The sequence below is a fragment of the Cupriavidus sp. GW822-FHT06G04 genome (genome assembly GCF_058799075.1).
In genome coordinates this window covers 137,820-153,548 of the sequence record NZ_JBXALD010000012.1, presented here as the reverse complement: position 1 = coordinate 153,548, position 15,729 = coordinate 137,820, and the positions used below count along the sequence as shown (strand labels likewise).

Below are 15,729 nucleotides of genomic sequence, written 5' to 3'. Positions count from 1 at the left end.
AACGAAAAGCGCCTGCCGCAGCCGCGGCCGCAGCAGGCGTTTGCTGGTTCACGGGCGCCGGCCCGTTGCCGTTATTGCACGGTGCCCGGGATGATCAGCGTCACCGGCATCGCCTCCGGTCCGGCGGTGCAAGACACGGTGACCGTGAACGGACCCGAGCCGGTGGGCACGATCGTCGCCAGATTGGGCGGGAATGTCTGGTTGATCGACACCGGTCCGCTTCTGACCGCCCAGGCCCAGGTGCCGTTGCAGCCCATGATGCCCTCGTCGATACCGCGATGCATGATGTGCGCGGCGATCGGTATGCCGCCGCCCGGCACCACCAGCGGATTCGGACCGTCATAGACCAGCGCCCACGTCGGCTGCTCGGTCACCAGCAGCGTGGCACGCGGCTTGGCACTCAACGTGAGGCTGCCGGCCATCTCCGACAGCACGCTTTGCAGCGGCGACGCGCCATTTGCGCGGCTGGTGCTGACCGTAGTCACGCGCGTAGCCGAATTGGGCAGCACGGCCAGCGACGGCGAAGTGGTCATATACGTCCACAGGCCGCTGAAATCCGCCGTGGCATCGCTTTCATCGTGACGCACCACGCGCGAATCGTAGGTTTGCGGATAGCCGTTGAGCACGTTCAGCGCGTTGATCTGCGTGCCGAACTGCGACAGCACCAGTCGATACGTCGATACGCTGCTCTTGAACACCGAGACGAAGAACGATGCGGTCAGCGTGTTGCCGTCCGGGGCCGTCACCTGAACGCTTACGGTCGATTGCGCCGGCGTGTCGCTGGCATTTACGCCGCGCAAGGTGCCGACATTGGCCGCGCCCGTGACCTGCACCGCCGCCGCGCTGCTGCGCCAGGTCCAACCGGTGGCCGTCGCGGAGCGATCGGCGCCATCGCTGTCGATCAGCGACGCAGTGACCGGCAATACCTGCCCGTCTGTCATCGACAACACCGGATAGGGCAGCGCCAGGCTGTACGTCTTCACGCCCGGCGCCACCACGGTGATGGTGGCCGCGGACTGCGGCAGCACGGTAGTGGCGCCGCTGGCAGCGGTCACGGTCGCCACCACGCTGATCGTGGCCGTGCCCGTGCCGATGCCGCCAACCAGCGCGCTACCCGGAACAGTGCTGCTGGATACCGCTGCCACAGCGTTGTTCGAAGTCGACCAGACAAAGGCTGTGGAGCCCGTCACGTCGTTGCCAAGATCGTCGACGACAGACGCCACCAGCGTGATCGAATTGCCGATGCTGACCTGGCCCGAGGTCTGGTTCATCACCAGCGTGTAAGACTTGGCCACGGCCGCCGTGCCGCCTGGGCTGCCGCCGGCTCCGCCGTTGCTGCCCGCAGGCGCCGCGCCGCTTGTCCCCGATCCACCCCCGCCACCGCCGCATGCCGCCATCAACATTGCCGTTGCCATGCAGGCAAGCCAGCTTATCCACGTGCGCGTAAGCATGTTTCGCTCCCCCGTTCGTTATTTTTGGGCCCGTTCCCTGTATCAACCAGCCTAGGCGCGATGTGCCCCGCGATGTACCGGCCAGACGATTGAGCGGCATCCCACATATCGGTTGGATGCCATCCGTTGGGGGGAAAGCGTGCGCAGCGGCACGCGGCCAGTGAGGCGCGCGCGGCGCGCCAAGATGCGGGCAGCGAGTTGACGCCTGCGCGCGTTTTGCACTACGCTGCGGTCTGTCGCTCGCATCCGTCGGGCGATTTACACCTCCGCACGATGAACGCCTTCACCCTCAACCTCCGCCACGCCGCCGATGCCTCGCGCATCGATGCAGCCGTGCGCGCGTGCGTTGCGGGCCTGCTGTCGTGCCGCGCCCTGCGCGCTTCCTCGCTACTGCTAAGCCTACCGATCGGTTGCCGGGCCTAGGGCCTCGTGGCAGTTCGGCAGCCTTCTGGCCACCTTTATTTCGTTTTCCGATCGATCCGGAACGCTCGCACGACGAGACGTTTTCCATTGCTTCCTTAGCGAGGAAGGAGAAACCCATGCCCATGTTGCGCAACCCCGCCGCCAAATACCGCCCCGCCACCGTCGTCGATCTGCCTGATCGGACCTGGCCATCGCAGACCATCACGCGTGCGCCGCGCTGGATGAGCACCGATCTGCGCGACGGCAACCAGGCGCTGATCGAGCCGATGAACAGCGCGCGCAAGCTGCGCTTTTTCGAACAGCTGGTGAAGATCGGCGTGAAGGAGATCGAGGTCGCATTCCCGTCCGCATCGCAAACCGATTTCGATTTCGTGCGTATGCTGATCGAAGAAGACCGCATCCCCGAGGACGTCACGATTGTGGTCCTGACGCAGGCGCGCGACGACCTGATCCGCCGCACGGTCGAATCGGTGCGCGGCGCCAGGCGCGCGACCGTGCATCTTTACAACCCGATCGCACCGGCGTGGCGTCGCATCGTGTTCAATGCATCGCGCGAGGAAATCAAGGAAGTGGCCGTGTCGGGCACTCGTCTGATCCGCGCGCTGACCGATGCGATGCCGGAAACCGCCTGGTCCTACGAATATTCGCCCGAAACCTTCAGCCTGGCCGAACTCGATTTTTCGCTGGAAGTATCGGACGCGGTCTCGGCCGTGTGGCAGCCCGACGCCTCGCGCCCGATGATCCTGAATCTGCCCACCACGGTGGAATGCAGCACGCCCAACATCTTTGCCGACCAGATCGAATGGATGCATCGACGGCTGGCGCGCCGCGAGCACATCGTGCTGTCCGTGCATCCGCATAACGATCGCGGCACGGCGGTGGCCGCGGCCGAACTCGCCGTGATGGCCGGCGCCGACCGCGTGGAAGGCTGCCTGTTCGGCAACGGCGAGCGCACCGGCAATGTGGATCTGGTCACGCTGGCGCTGAACCTCTATACGCAGGGCGTCGATCCGGAGCTTGATTTTTCAGATATCGACGAAGTCCGCCAGTGCGTCGAGCACTGCAATCAGTTGCCCGTGCATCCGCGTCATCCGTACGTTGGCGACCTGGTGTTCACGGCATTTTCGGGCTCGCATCAGGACGCCATCCGCAAGGGCTTTGCGCAGCAGAAGCCGGACGCGATCTGGGAAGTGCCGTACCTGCCGATCGATCCGGCCGATCTCGGCCGCAGCTACGACGCGGTGATCCGCGTCAACAGCCAGTCCGGCAAGGGCGGCATGGCGTATCTGCTGGAGCAGATGCATGGCATCTACATGCCGCGCCGCCTGCAGATCGAATTCAGCCGTGCGGTGCAGGTCATGACCGATGAAACCGGACTCGAGGCCAGCGCCGAGGATCTTTACGCGCTGTTCCGCCGCGAGTACCTCGATGTGCAGGCGCCGCTGCGCTATGTATCGCACCGGATGGTATCGACCGACAGCCACGCGGCGGAAATCGACATGGAAATGCTGCGCGACGGCCGCACGGTACAGGTGCGCGGTACGGGCAACGGCCCGATCGACGCCGCGGTCGATGCATTTTCGCGCGGGCTGGGCATTGCGGTGCGCGTCATGGACTATCACGAACATGCGATGGCCAGCGGCGCGGATGCCAGGGCGGCGTGCTATGTCGAGGTACGGGTGGGCGATTCGCCGACCGGCTTCGGCGCCGGCATGGACGCAAATATCGTCACGGCATCGCTCAAGGCCATGGTGTCGGGCGTGAATCGCCATCTTGCGACAAACGCCGTCGAGCAGCCGCAGGCGGCCTGACCGGCTGGCGCCGCTGCCAAGAAAAACGGTGTGCCCTGCCCCCACAGGGCACACCTGGAAAGACGTCCGGCAGGACGTCCACGACATGCGTGGTGCACAACCACGAGCCCACAGCGTACGGGCCGCGAGGCCCGTACGCCACGAATAAATCCGCATGTAAATAGAAACATCGGCACGCTTGCGCAGGCATTGCGCCAGCCATGTTTCAATCTGTCGCGCATTGACGACGATTCTTCGTTGAATGTGTGTCGGCTGCCATTCACTTGTCCTGCATCAAGGTCCAGCGCATTCGCGAACGACAAACTGGTCGCACTTTTTGCTCATTAGTGCCTGACCACCATGACCACTGCACCCACTTCAACCACTGTAACCACCGTAACTACTGCCCGCCGCAAGCCCCTCGCCTCCTCCATCTGCATGGCGCTCGCCGCCGCAACCATCGGCACCCTTTCTGCCCCGGCCTTTGCCGCCGAAGAGGCTGAAGGCAACTGGATGGTCCGCCTGCGCGGCACATTCCTGGATATGGGTCCCACCACCGCGGCGCCGATCGGCGGCGTAGGCCCTTCGGACCGCATCAGCGTCAACAACAAGTGGATTCCGGAAGTTGACGTCACGTACTTCATCGTGCCGCACATCGCCGCCGAGCTGGTACTGACCATTCCGCAAAAGCAGGACGTCAGCCTGGACGGCACGCAGATCGGTACGTTCAAGCACCTGCCGCCAAGCCTGCTGCTGCAATACCACTTCCTGCCCAACGGCACGTTCCGTCCGTATATCGGCGCCGGCGTCAACGCCACGCGCGTCTACGGCGCCAACCTGGGCGGTCTCACGCTGGACAACTGGAGCGTCGGTCCCGCGCTGCAGATCGGCATGGACTACAAGCTCAACAAGAACTGGTTCCTGAACGTCGATGCCAAGAAGGTGTGGATCTCCACCAACGTCTACGCCGGCAACGTCAAGGTATCGTCGTTGAACCTGGACCCGTGGCTGTTCAGCGCCGGTATCGGCTACCGCTTCTAAGAAATTACGATTCTCCGAACGACACTTTCCATTGTCGTCTTTTGGCCAGGGCGTCTATCGACGCCCGTCCCGGCTCACAGCGCGCGGCGATCCCGCGCGTTTTTTTATTTTGATCGTTATATTTCTGCGCGCGGGAAAACAGGTTCGTCGATCGACCTACCGGAACGCCGGCTCGTCGAAGCTGCGCAGCTTGCGCGAGTGAAGTTGTTCGACACCGCTTTCGCGCAGGATGCGAATCGCCTCGAGGCCAATCGTCATATGCTGACTGACTCGCTGGCGATAGAACGCGTTGGCCATGCCGCGCAGCTTCAGTTCGCCATGCAGCGGCTTGTCCGAAACGCATAGCAACGTGCCGTACGGCACGCGCAGGCGGAAGCCGTTGGCGGCTACGGCGGCGCTCTCCATATCGATGGCAATGGCGCGCGACTGGTTGAAACGCGCATACAGCGCCTTCGATTTCAGTTCCCAGTTGCGGTCATCGGTCGATACCACGGTGCCGGTGCGCATGCGCGTCTTCATTTCCGTGCCCGAGAGGCCTGTCACACGGGCCACGGCTTCCTGCAGCGCCACCTGGATTTCCGCAATTGGCGGCACGGGCACCCAGGGCGGCAGATCGTGATCGAGTACGTGGTCGTCGCGGACATACGCGTGGGCCAACACATAGTCGCCAAGTTGCTGCGAGCGGCGCAGGCCGCCGCAGTGCCCCACCATCAACCAGCAATGCGGGCGCAACACAGCGAGGTGATCGGTCATGGTCTTGGCGTTTGACGGCCCCACGCCGATATTTACCAGCGTGACACCAAGCCCGTCATCGCGGACGAGGTGATAGGCCGGCATCTGCGGCAGCGCGCGCGGACGCGCGGCGTCGTCGGGCTCCGCCTGTCCAAGCTGCTGCACGATATCGCCGGGCTCGACAAAGCGCACGTAGCCGTCGCCGCCGTCTCCGGACATGAGATCGCGGCCCAGCGCGACGAACTCGTCGACATAGCGTTGATAGTTCGTGAACAAAACAAACCGCTGGAAGTGTTGCGGCGCCGTGCCGGTGTAGTGATAGAGGCGTTGCAGCGCAAGGTCCACCCGTTCGGCAGGAAACAGCGCCAGCGGCCACGCCTCGCCCGGCGTCGGCTCATACGTGCCGTTGGCGATGGAATCGTCGATGCGGCTCAGTTCCGGCAATACGAACGAGGCCTCCAGCTCGCGCGCCTGCGTGAAGCTGATGTCGGTGGTGGACGCCTCGATGACAAACGGCAGCGGAATTGGGCGGCGCGACAAACCCACCACCACGGGGACACGGTGATAGCGCAGCAGTCGCTCGATCTGGTCGCGATAGTAATCGCACAGCAAATCCGGGCGTGTCACAGTGGTGCCGTACACGCCAGGGTAGGCCACGGTGCCCCATGATGGCCGACTGTCGGTCACCATCGTTTCCAGGTTCACCGAGATGCCCAGGTACGGATAACACGCATGCGCGGCCGATGGCAGCGGTTTTCCCTGTGCAAACGCATCGAAGCGCGCGCGCACGGCTGCAACCGAGCTGTCGTATATCTCGCGAATGCGCGCCAGCGCGCTATCGGCATCGTTGAACTCGGCCAGTTGGTCGGCGGGATGAGCGGAGGAGAAGATCGGGGCGTTCATGGCAGCCATGATACCGCCAGCTTTCGAAGCACGACAGACCGGCACGCGCGCACCGTGCGCGGGCGAACGCTGGCATTTCCAGACAAAGTTGTTTGACTCGCTGGCATTCGCTTCGCTACACTCTGTCGCCGAAACGCGCTCCAAAACGCGCAACCGCAAGGTGTGACGCGTGGCGCAAGCGCCCTGCGCCCCCCACTTCTGGAGGGACTGCACACATGCGCGCCGGAATCAGGCTGGAGGAATCGTCGATGGAAATCCGTAACCCGTTGCCCGCAGAAATCGAAGCGGCCAGACAACTGCTGGCTGCGAACGGGTGGGAACAACGGGTCGGCAATCCCGAGCGGTTTGCGCAGCTGATCGCCAACTCGCAGCGCGTGGCCGTCGCGGTTGAAAAAGGCGAAGTCATCGGCTTTGCCCGCGCGCTTTGCGACGATATCTCCAACGGCTACATCTCGATGGTTGCGGTGGCGCCCCAACATCGCCGGCGCGGCATCGGGCGCGCGCTGCTGCGCCACGTGATGGGCAACGATCCCGATATCACTTGGGTACTGCGCGCGGCGCGCTCGTCAGAAGCGGCATTCTTCGGCCAGCTCGGCTTCACCCCGTCGATGGTGGCCATGGAGTGGCGGCGCCGCTAACAGCCCGCGCGCGCCGCTAGCGCACCATCGCTGCACCATTACTGCGCCATCGCGCGCCTGAATTCCTCGGCGCTGCCGACCTGATGGAATAGTTTGCCGCCAGGCGCAAAGCGATCGGCGCTGGAAAGCCCGCCCACTACGACCGGTTCGAATCCCGCATCGCGAACCAGATCCGCAGCCACCGCCAGCGCTGCGGCGTCGTCGCCGGCCAGCGGCACCGCCATCAGCGGCGGCTGACGATGGCTTTCACGCGCGAAGTCGCCGGCACTCGTGAAGTTGAAAACGCGCACCACGCGCGCGCCGCGCAGGTATTTTGCCGTGGTCGTCCCGATGCCATTGGCTTTGACCTCGTCGACGATGGCGCCGTCGCGCGGCGACACCGCGTTGGTGGCGTCCAGCACGATCTTGCCCGCCCAGCTATTCTGTTGCGCCACGTCCGGCACGGCGCCATAAGGCACCGCCAACAGCAACACATCGGCAAACGCCACGGCCTGGGCCACGGTGCCCGCATGCGCCAGCGGCCCGAGCGATTCGGTCAGGGTCTTCAACGATTCCGGGTGGCGCGACGAGAACATCACGGGATGGCCGGCCTTGACCCACAGGCCGCCCACCGTTCCGCCGATGCGGCCGGAACCAATCACGCCGATCCTCAAGGGTTCCCGCGGCCGCGATGACGGGGACGCACCGGGCATCGCCCCGGGTTGCCCCGATTGCGCCGACGCATGCCCAAGGGTCCCTGCCAGCAGCACCGACCAGCCACCCGCGATGAGTATCCGACGCCGTGCGTGCGATGCCTTGTATGTCGTCCTCATGGCGCGTCTCCGATGATTCCGATGGAGTCACTTTAGGCGAAATCGTGTCGCCGTGACGCCGCGAGGCTCTCTCGCAAGTCTCGCCCCATATATCGACGGACGCCCGACAAGTGTCGTGGCATCGACATGCGTGAACGAGGAAGCGCCGCCTATGCATGACATGCAAAGCAACCTCGCAGCTATGTCATCCGGGCTCGCGGACATCCGCCGCCATTTGGCATCGCTTTGGCATTCCGCGTCGATCGCCCCCGATGATCAGGCTGTTCGATAGGCGACGTACCCGTTTCTGCGTACCGCAAATTACTCGGGCTGGATCCCTGCGGCCTTGATGATGCGGCCCCATTTTTCCGATTCCTGTCCCTGGAACTTGGCCAGCTCGGCTGGCGAGCTCGTGAACACATCGGTGCCGGTCGACTTGTAGAACGTCGCAGCCGTGTCGCTCTTGGCGGCTTTCACCAGCAACTGGTTGAGTTTGGTCACCACGGCCGGCGGCGTGCCGGTCGGCGCGTACGCGGCGAACCAATAGCTCATTTCATAGCCCTTGACGCCCGCTTCGTCGATGGTCGGCACGTCCGGCGCCAGCGGCGAGCGCGATTTGCCCGACACGCCCAGCGCGCGCAGCTTGCCGGTTTTCACCTGCGGCAGCCCCGTCGCGGTATCGGTGATCATCATCTGGATCTGGTTGCCCAGCAGGTCCGTGATGGCCAGCGGATTGCTCTTGTAAGGTACATGCAGCAATTGCACATGCGCCATCTGCTGGAACAGTTCGCCCGCAATGCGCGACGATGAACTGCCGCTGCCGAAGCTGATCTTGCCGGGCTCTTTGCGGGCCAGCGCGATGAATTCGCCTACCGTCTTTGCCGGCAGTTGCGGATTGACCACCATGATCTGCCCGCCGCGGCCCAGCGCCGTCAGCGGCGCATAGTCCTTCACCGGGTCATAGGGCAGTTTCTTGAACAAATGCTCGTTGGCCGCGTGCGTGGTGTTGGTGGTGATCAGCACCGTGTAGCCGTCGGGCGCGGCCTTGGCCACATCGCTTGCCGCGATGAAACCGTTCGCTCCCGGCTTGTTATCCACCACGACGGTGACCTTGCTGTCTACCGTCACGGCCTGCCCGATCGCGCGCGCCAGTTGGTCGGTGGCGCTGCCCGCCGCAAACGGCACGACAAAGCGGATCGGCTTGTCGGGATACTCGGCCCACGCGCTGCCCGCGGGCAAGGCCAGGCACGCGAACGTGGCTAGTGCGGCAATGGCCAGCGGTCTGCGAATTCCGTACATCTGTGTCTCCTCGATTCGTTTTGAAATATGGGACGGCTCGGCAGTCATGGGGCGCCGCCGGCGAGCCGCGGCGGCAAGGGGATGGGCAGACCCAACAGCAGAAAGGCCAGCGCCTTGCCGTGGGCGTCGAGATTCAGGGCATCGTTGACGCCGCCGTCGAGCGCGCCATCGATCACGAAATTCATGGCCTGGATCGACGGCACCACATAGCGTTTGACCGCGGTGGGCCGGCGCGCGGCAAACAACGCGCGCACGGCATCCTCGGTCACATGCTCGACCAGATGATCAAAATCGCGCGCGTCATACGCGATCACGCTGATATTGGAGCGATCACCCTTGTCGCCAGTGCGGCCGTGGGCAAACTGGTAGAGCGGTGCGGTGGCGCTGGCGGTGCCGGTGGCGTTTGCGATCATGGCGGGCTCCTGTCAGGCAATAAAGGAATGCGTGGCCGCTACGGCATCGCGCGGCACCAGACATGACGTGGCGTTCAGCCGCGTACGCAGCGCGGTGCGCACACCGCCTCCGCCGGCCGGCCCGCAGGTATAGAGCGCGTTGACTTCGCGCAGCAGCGCTTCAGCAATCGCCTTGTCCTCGTGCGCCATCGCGGCGCGCATGCGCACGTCCCGCGCGTCGGCCTCGCCCGGCTGCGGCGTGGCCAGCATCGCGCCATCGTCATCGGCAAAGACGCTTAGCACGCCGATCAGATCGAAACGGATCGGTACGTCGTAGCCAAGCCCCGCCATGCGCTTGCGAACGATATCGGCGGCCAGCCGCGCACGCGCCGCCGCGTTGGGGCCCGCATACGAGATCTCGCCCTCGGCGAACCAGCCGCCCTGGTGAAACAGATTCGCCTTGAGCTGCGCCGGGCGCGCATGGCCACGAATGTTGCGCACCGCCACGCGGTCGACACCGATCTGCTCGACGGTCACGCCGCCGATGTCGGCCACCACGTCGGGCGTCAAATACGCGCAGGGGTCGTGCACTTCGTACAGCAGTTGTTCTTTCACGGTGCGCAGGTCGACACAGCCGCCCGTGTCGGCCGCCTTGAAGATCTCGATGCCGCCGTCGGCGTCGATCTGCGCGATAGGGAAGCCCACCGCATGCACATCGGGCACGTCCTTCATGCCCGGATCGGCAAAATAGCCGCCGCTGACCTGCGCGCCGCATTCCAGCAAATGGCCCGCCATCGTGGCGGCCGCCACGCGATCCCAGTCATCCCAGGCCCACCCAAAATGCGCCATGGCTGGGCCGACCGCCAGCGCCGGGTCCGCCACGCGGCCGCACACCACCACCTGCGCGCCGGCGCGCAGCGCATCGGCGATGCCCTGTGCGCCGATATAGGCGTTGGCGCAGACAAAACGCGCGTCGGCAACAGCATCGCCCACGATACCGCGCAGTGTCGCGCCACCGGCATCGTGCGACAGGTCATCGCCCTCCACCACCGCCACGCGCGGCGCTGGCAGCCCCAGCGCGTGCGCAAGCGCCAGAACGCGGCGCGCCGCCGCACGCGGGTTGGCGGCGCCGAAATTGCCGACGATCGGAATACGGTTGGCCAGGCACAGGCCCAGCACCGGCGTCAGCAACTGATCCAGCAAGGGCTCATAACCATGATCGGGATTGCTGCGCCGCGCCAGTTGGGCCAGCGCTAGCGTGCGCTCGGCCAGCGTTTCGAAGATCAGCGCAGCGGGGCCGCCAGCGGCGATCAGCGTCCGCACCACGGGTAGTGCGGCGTCGGTGCGGTCGCCGGAGAATCCGGCGCCGCACCCGATCAGCAGGGGAACAGTCATGGTCGAGGGCACAAGGGGCAGTGGCAGCGGTACGCGGCAGGGATTGGCAGCGATGCCATTCTAGGCCCGCATCGTTTCCCTCAACAAACGGATGATTTGGATTAATCTATCGAATCGCTCAATGAATCTGCCGGCCTGTTCGCGCGCCGGATCGCCATGCTGTCAAACCTGTCAGTCAAGCATCTGCGCGCGTTTATCGCGCTGGCCACCCATCGCAATTTCACCCGCGCGGCGCAGGCCACCCATCTGTCGCAATCGGCGTTCAGCACATTGATCCAGACGCTGGAAGAGCAGGCCGGCAGTCGCCTGTTCGAACGCACCACGCGCCACGTGGACCTGAGCGCCGACGGCCGGCGCTTCGAGGAAGTGGCGCGGCGCCTGCTGGCCGACTTCGAAACCGCCTTCGAAGACCTGCGCGATCATGCCGAGCGGCGCAAGGGCCGCGTGTCGATCGCTGCGCTGCCGTCGCTGGCTGGCGGCGATCTGCCGCCGCTGCTGGCGGATTTCCATCGCCGCTACCCGGGCATCTCGCTAGCGCTGCACGATCAGTTGGCCGACGGTTGCATCGACCTGGTCCGCCGCGGCCAGGCCGATTTCGCCCTGGCGCCGGCACCGGCGCAGGACAGCGATTTGCGGATCGAACCACTGGTGCACGACAGCTTTCATCTGGTCTGCCCGATCGACCATCCGCTGGCAGCCAGACGCCGTATCGCGCCGCAGGCGCTGGCGGGACTGCCGTTCATTCAGTTGTCGCGTACCAGCAGCGTGCGCCAGCATCTGGACGCGGCGCTGCATCCGCAGAAACTGCACGGCGTGATGGAGGTGGAACACCTGGCTACGGTCGCGGCGCTGGTGGAGGCGGGGCTGGGCGTATCGGTCGTGCCGGCGCTGGCGCTGTTCCAGTTTCGCCGCGCGGGGCTGGCGATCCGGCCGATGCAGATGCCAACGCTGGTGCGCGACATCTGCCTGGTCCGCCTCAAGGAACGCAGCGATTCAGCCGCCGCCACGGCGCTGATCGACTGCCTGCGCGCGCACTACAGTAGCGCCCGGCGCGCGTGATGGCGACAGTCAGAAATGGCCGAGATATCCACCATCGACAGCGAGCACCTGCCCGCTGACGTAGGACGCGGCGGGCGACGCCAGAAACACCACGGCGCCGGCCACTTCGTCCGGCTGCCCCCAACGCCCCAGTGACGTGCGATCGCGCAGCCACTGGGCGACCGTTTCATCGGCCACCATGCTTTGGTTCGGTTCGGTGGCGAAGTATCCGGGAGCAATCGCGTTGACGGTGATGCCCTGCCGGCCCAGGTCGGCCGCCATCGCGCGCGTGAGCGCATCGAGCCCGCCCTTGGTGGCCGGATAGAGCACGTCGTTGGCGCGCGCGATCTGGCCGGCGATCGAACTCACATTGACGATGCGTCCGTAGCCGCCGCGCCGCATCAGCTGCGCGGCGTGCCGGCACATTGCGTACGGCGCGACGAGGTTGGTTTCGAGCATCGCGCGCAGATCGCCGGCATCGAGTTGCGCCATGCCGTTGCGGTTGCGCGCGCCCGCGTTGTTGACGAGGATGTCGAGCCGTCCATGCCGCGCTGCGAGATCGGCAAAGGTCTGCGCCACCGCGGCCTCGTCGGTGATATCGAGCACGCATGATTCTGCACTGGCCCCGCGCGCCTGCAATTGCGTCACGGCATCCGCGACGCGCGCGGTGTTGCGCGCGCAGACCAGAACATGCGCGCCCGCATCGGCCAGACCGGCGGCAATCGCCAGGCCCAGACCCTGCGCGCCGCCAGTCACCAGCGCAACGCGGCCGGTCAGCGAAAAAGGATGGGAAGCGGGAGAGGTCAGCATGGCGGCAACTATACCGCAGCAGCTTGCGCGCGCCACCCGGGCCGCCGTGCCGCCCCAGTGAGCCCCGGCGCGGCGCGGGGACGGCCGGCCCGCTCAGCGGATCAGCTTGCCCGTCGACGAGACGATAGACATTTCGACGAACGACGAACCGGTGTGGCGCGTGGGGCTGTAGCTGATCAGGATGCCGCCGAGATCGTAGTCGCGCAGGTTTTCCAGCGAGGCGATCAGCTTTTCGCGCGTGGGCTCGGGCCCGGCGCGCCGCAGTCCTTCCACCAGCACCTTGGCCGACATGAAACCTTCCATGCCGGCATTGCTGGGCTCCACTTTCTGCGCCTTGGCCATGCCGCGATACTCGCTGGCAATGCTCATCTGGCTGGAATTCATGCCGGGAACCACCTGCGTGATGATCAGGCCCTTGCCGTCGTCGCCCAACTCCTTGATGAATGAATCGGCGGCGTTGTTGGACAGCGTGACGAACTGCGCCGCGCTGCCGGCCTTTTTCATCTCGCGGATGATCCTGGCCGCTTCCGAACCCGAGCCGATCACCATCACGGCCTGTGGATTGGCCTTGTTGACGGTGGCCACGCCCTGGCTGATATCGCCCATCGGCCGATTGAACGACGCCGCGCCCGCCGGTTGCACGCCGCGCGCCTGTAATGCCGTGTTGAAGCCTTCGAACACATCCTGACCAAAGCCGTCGTTTGCATAGAAGATCGCGATGCGACTCATGCCGGACGTGGCCAGGTGATTGATCGCACGCGCCACTTCATCCTGGTATTTGGCGCGCACGTTGAACACGTAGCGGTTGACCGGACGATGCAGCGTGATGGCGCCGGTCAGCGGTGCAATCAACGGCACCTTCTCCGCGCCGATGATCGGCAGGATGCTTTCGTTCTGCGGCGTGCCGCGCACCATGAACAGCGCAAAGACCTTGTCTTCGCCAATCAGCTTGCGCACGTTGTCGGGCGTGCGCTTGGCGTCGAAGCCATCGTCATAGGTCAGCAGTTCGATCTTGCGCCCCGCCACGCCGCCATTGGCGTTCACGTGGTTCAGGTACACCTGCGCGCCAGCGATCTGTTCCTTCACCGACCCCGCCACCGGCCCGCTCACGCCCGCCGATTGCCCGATCCGGATGGTGGATTTGCCAATGCCGGGCTCGGCCAGCGCCGTCATCGGCGCGACCCATCCGAGCGTGGCGGCGAGTATGCCGCACGCCACCTGTCTAGCGTTCTTCATGTTGTCGACCCCTCCAAAAGCGCTGGCTTGAATGATGTTTTTTGCCGCGACGCGCCGCGCAAGCCCTGCACCCGAAGGTGCGCTGCACAGCGCTTTGGGAAGGTAACTCAAAGGACCGGCTTGTTCCAACAGATGCAGCCGACAATTTGCTGGGGACGGCCGAAGTGTTGCGGGAAATGCACGGCCGGGGTGTGAGCGCCGCCGCGCGTATCAGGACCGCAAACGATAGGGGAAGCACCGCCGGTTCATGACGCGCAGCGACATATACTCATTCTCGCAATCGGCTCGAGACGAGCGCGATTGCATGGAACCCGTCTGTCCGGCGCATGACCACGCGCAACGTCAAATGGCTGCCGCTTTGCCAAGCTTCCGTTTCTCAAAAAACGGCCAGATTATCGACCGTTTGGGCACTTAAAGGACACCTACAAACCATGCGCATCAAGACATTCAAATTTGACCAGCTGCATGTGGTCAATCATTCACGCCGGTCAGGCTGGTGCGTAGGAATAACGCTCTGGCTGATTTCCCGCTTGCAGAATGGCAATGGGCCGCTCGCGGCCATTTCCGCCAACGACGCCTTGCAGCGCATCTGTCGAGACACAGGCATGCTGGTAAATTCGGTCGGCAAGAACACGATTACCCCGGGCTACGGGCAATTGCGTCTGGACATCAGCGTACTGCAGGAAAACTACTGCAATCTGATCGACTCGGGCATACCGGGAACCTGGCTGACCGGTGAAACGCTGCCCCCGGCCGGAATCGCCGTAATGCAGCTGTGTTACCAGGAAAGGGGGCTGCCCGGCTTGAAACACAGGCGCGGCAACCATGCTGGCCTTTGCGTTTGGAATCCCGGTGAGGCGTTGCTGTTCGATCCCAACATGGGTGCCCTATATCTGGACTTCGCGCCCGAACAGAACAACATTCTACTGACCAGAAAAATCATCGATCGGGCACTGACCAAAATGGCCGCCGAGCTGGCTCCAAATTCAAAGTACGAGTCTCGCTTCGTTGGCATGTACGTGGAGATCGGCCACACGCTTGGCCGGCAAAGGACATAAGCATCGCAAACCTGTTTCGATGGCCACGCACGCATGGCATGCCTCGCCGACGCACCGCATTGCACGGTGCGCCGTCACAACGACAGGCGAGGATCGGTCAGGGAAATGCCGGCACTGCCGGATCCATGCCGGCAAAGCGTGCTTCGGGATGGGCGCGTTGCAGCAGCGCCTCGATTTCCTCGATGCGGCCGCGCGGCACGTCGACCATCAACAGCAGCTTGCCCGATTCGATCTCAGTTTCGAACGCGCGCAGGCGGCTGTTGGGCGCCGAACTGCCGATCATGCTGGCTGCCCACGCGCCAAACACCGCGCCCAGCACGGCCAGCACGCCGACCAGACCCCATTGCGGGGTGTCGCTGACAATCGGGAACATCGCCACCACCACGCCGGCGACGATACCCACTCCGCCGCCCACCATCAGGCCCATTTCCGCCGCGTGCACGATGTCCGAAGTCTGGAACAGGTTGGCTTCATGCAACCCGGTCATATCGGCGCCATCCTTCGCCACAAAGTGAATATGGCGATTCTCGACGCGCGCGAGCAGCAGGTCGTCCATGGTGCGGCGGGCGCTTGCCAGGTCGGGCAACAACCAGAAGATCCGTTTGCGCATGACTTGCCTCCTCTGTCAGGCCGCCCCGGTTTCGTCGCGATCCGTCTGGGACGGTTTCGTTCGTTCTACTACCTTGCAGATAACTGTGCAAGGCATCGAACGGATGACTGCGGGATGACCCG

At 64.6% G+C, this 15,729-nt stretch carries 14 protein-coding genes; 5 read left to right on the top strand and 9 right to left on the bottom strand.

The window, feature by feature from the left end; all coding sequences use genetic code 11:
• Positions 1–71: 71 nt before the first annotated feature.
• Complete coding sequence (locus AC1RKI_RS24330) at positions 72–1,415, bottom strand: hypothetical protein (protein ID WP_492797718.1); 1,344 nt, start codon at positions 1,413–1,415, stop codon at positions 72–74.
• Between the two features lie 581 nt (positions 1,416–1,996).
• Here AC1RKI_RS24330 and leuA point away from each other — a divergent pair.
• Positions 1,997–3,685, top strand: a complete 1,689-nt coding sequence (gene leuA / locus AC1RKI_RS24325) for a 2-isopropylmalate synthase (protein ID WP_244789183.1) — start codon at positions 1,997–1,999, stop codon at positions 3,683–3,685.
• A 417-nt stretch (positions 3,686–4,102) separates the two neighbouring features.
• Positions 4,103–4,705, top strand: coding sequence for an OmpW/AlkL family protein (locus AC1RKI_RS24320; RefSeq protein ID WP_061957615.1), 603 nt, complete (start codon positions 4,103–4,105; stop codon positions 4,703–4,705).
• A 156-nt stretch (positions 4,706–4,861) separates the two neighbouring features.
• Here AC1RKI_RS24320 and AC1RKI_RS24315 read toward each other — a convergent pair whose 3' ends face one another.
• The gene (locus AC1RKI_RS24315; RefSeq protein ID WP_061957614.1) at positions 4,862–6,349 is read right to left on the bottom strand and encodes an AMP nucleosidase; all 1,488 of its coding nucleotides are present in this window, start codon (positions 6,347–6,349) and stop codon (positions 4,862–4,864) included.
• 239 nt (positions 6,350–6,588) lie between these two features.
• Between AC1RKI_RS24315 and AC1RKI_RS24310 the strand changes: the two genes are divergently transcribed.
• Complete coding sequence (locus AC1RKI_RS24310; protein WP_061957657.1) at positions 6,589–6,978, top strand: GNAT family N-acetyltransferase; 390 nt, start codon at positions 6,589–6,591, stop codon at positions 6,976–6,978.
• Positions 6,979–7,016: 38 nt separating this feature from the next.
• Here AC1RKI_RS24310 and AC1RKI_RS24305 read toward each other — a convergent pair whose 3' ends face one another.
• The 4 genes from AC1RKI_RS24305 to AC1RKI_RS24290 all read right to left on the bottom strand — a co-directional run bounded on the left by AC1RKI_RS24305 (position 7,017) and on the right by AC1RKI_RS24290 (position 10,855).
• A complete protein-coding gene (locus AC1RKI_RS24305) occupies positions 7,017–7,790 on the bottom strand; it encodes an NADPH-dependent F420 reductase (protein WP_227460528.1) in 774 nt (257 codons plus the stop codon).
• A gap of 300 nt (positions 7,791–8,090) precedes the next feature.
• Complete coding sequence (locus AC1RKI_RS24300; RefSeq protein WP_150982075.1) at positions 8,091–9,068, bottom strand: Bug family tripartite tricarboxylate transporter substrate binding protein; 978 nt, start codon at positions 9,066–9,068, stop codon at positions 8,091–8,093.
• 44 nt (positions 9,069–9,112) lie between these two features.
• Positions 9,113–9,481, bottom strand: coding sequence for an AtuA-related protein (locus AC1RKI_RS24295; RefSeq protein WP_490714249.1), 369 nt, complete (start codon positions 9,479–9,481; stop codon positions 9,113–9,115).
• 12 nt (positions 9,482–9,493) lie between these two features.
• Complete coding sequence (locus tag AC1RKI_RS24290; RefSeq protein ID WP_492797721.1) at positions 9,494–10,855, bottom strand: acyclic terpene utilization AtuA family protein; 1,362 nt, start codon at positions 10,853–10,855, stop codon at positions 9,494–9,496.
• Positions 10,856–11,011: 156 nt separating this feature from the next.
• Here AC1RKI_RS24290 and AC1RKI_RS24285 point away from each other — a divergent pair, with 156 nt between their 5' ends.
• Complete coding sequence (locus tag AC1RKI_RS24285; protein WP_492797723.1) at positions 11,012–11,914, top strand: LysR family transcriptional regulator; 903 nt, start codon at positions 11,012–11,014, stop codon at positions 11,912–11,914.
• Positions 11,915–11,923: 9 nt separating this feature from the next.
• Here AC1RKI_RS24285 and AC1RKI_RS24280 read toward each other — a convergent pair whose 3' ends face one another.
• Together AC1RKI_RS24280 and AC1RKI_RS24275 are read right to left on the bottom strand one after the other, a co-directional pair.
• A complete protein-coding gene (locus tag AC1RKI_RS24280) occupies positions 11,924–12,703 on the bottom strand; it encodes an SDR family oxidoreductase (protein ID WP_492797725.1) in 780 nt (259 codons plus the stop codon).
• A gap of 93 nt (positions 12,704–12,796) precedes the next feature.
• Positions 12,797–13,939, bottom strand: coding sequence for an ABC transporter substrate-binding protein (locus AC1RKI_RS24275; RefSeq protein WP_492797727.1), 1,143 nt, complete (start codon positions 13,937–13,939; stop codon positions 12,797–12,799).
• A gap of 326 nt (positions 13,940–14,265) precedes the next feature.
• Between AC1RKI_RS24275 and AC1RKI_RS24270 the strand changes: the two genes are divergently transcribed.
• A complete protein-coding gene (locus AC1RKI_RS24270) occupies positions 14,266–14,997 on the top strand; it encodes a hypothetical protein (RefSeq protein ID WP_150982071.1) in 732 nt (243 codons plus the stop codon).
• Positions 14,998–15,094: 97 nt separating this feature from the next.
• Here AC1RKI_RS24270 and AC1RKI_RS24265 read toward each other — a convergent pair whose 3' ends face one another.
• Entirely contained in the window at positions 15,095–15,607 is a 513-nt protein-coding gene (locus AC1RKI_RS24265; RefSeq protein WP_061957607.1) for a hypothetical protein, read from the bottom strand.
• Positions 15,608–15,729: the final 122 nt, after the last annotated feature.

Bases quoted from the DNA above. Each gene is read 5' to 3' on its own strand.
- AC1RKI_RS24330 (WP_492797718.1), bottom strand. From the start codon at position 1,415: ATGGCAACGGCAATGTTGATGGCGGCATGCGGCGGTGGCGGGGGTGGA.
- leuA (WP_244789183.1), top strand. From the start codon at position 1,997: ATGTTGCGCAACCCCGCCGCCAAATACCGCCCCGCCACCGTCGTCGAT.
- AC1RKI_RS24320 (WP_061957615.1), top strand. From the start codon at position 4,103: ATGGCGCTCGCCGCCGCAACCATCGGCACCCTTTCTGCCCCGGCCTTT.
- AC1RKI_RS24315 (WP_061957614.1), bottom strand. From the start codon at position 6,349: ATGGCTGCCATGAACGCCCCGATCTTCTCCTCCGCTCATCCCGCCGAC.
- AC1RKI_RS24310 (WP_061957657.1), top strand. From the start codon at position 6,589: ATGGAAATCCGTAACCCGTTGCCCGCAGAAATCGAAGCGGCCAGACAA.
- AC1RKI_RS24305 (WP_227460528.1), bottom strand. From the start codon at position 7,790: ATGAGGACGACATACAAGGCATCGCACGCACGGCGTCGGATACTCATC.
- AC1RKI_RS24300 (WP_150982075.1), bottom strand. From the start codon at position 9,068: ATGTACGGAATTCGCAGACCGCTGGCCATTGCCGCACTAGCCACGTTC.
- AC1RKI_RS24295 (WP_490714249.1), bottom strand. From the start codon at position 9,481: ATGATCGCAAACGCCACCGGCACCGCCAGCGCCACCGCACCGCTCTAC.
- AC1RKI_RS24290 (WP_492797721.1), bottom strand. From the start codon at position 10,855: ATGACTGTTCCCCTGCTGATCGGGTGCGGCGCCGGATTCTCCGGCGAC.
- AC1RKI_RS24285 (WP_492797723.1), top strand. From the start codon at position 11,012: ATGCTGTCAAACCTGTCAGTCAAGCATCTGCGCGCGTTTATCGCGCTG.
- AC1RKI_RS24280 (WP_492797725.1), bottom strand. From the start codon at position 12,703: ATGCTGACCTCTCCCGCTTCCCATCCTTTTTCGCTGACCGGCCGCGTT.
- AC1RKI_RS24275 (WP_492797727.1), bottom strand. From the start codon at position 13,939: ATGAAGAACGCTAGACAGGTGGCGTGCGGCATACTCGCCGCCACGCTC.
- AC1RKI_RS24270 (WP_150982071.1), top strand. From the start codon at position 14,266: ATGACCACGCGCAACGTCAAATGGCTGCCGCTTTGCCAAGCTTCCGTT.
- AC1RKI_RS24265 (WP_061957607.1), bottom strand. From the start codon at position 15,607: ATGCGCAAACGGATCTTCTGGTTGTTGCCCGACCTGGCAAGCGCCCGC.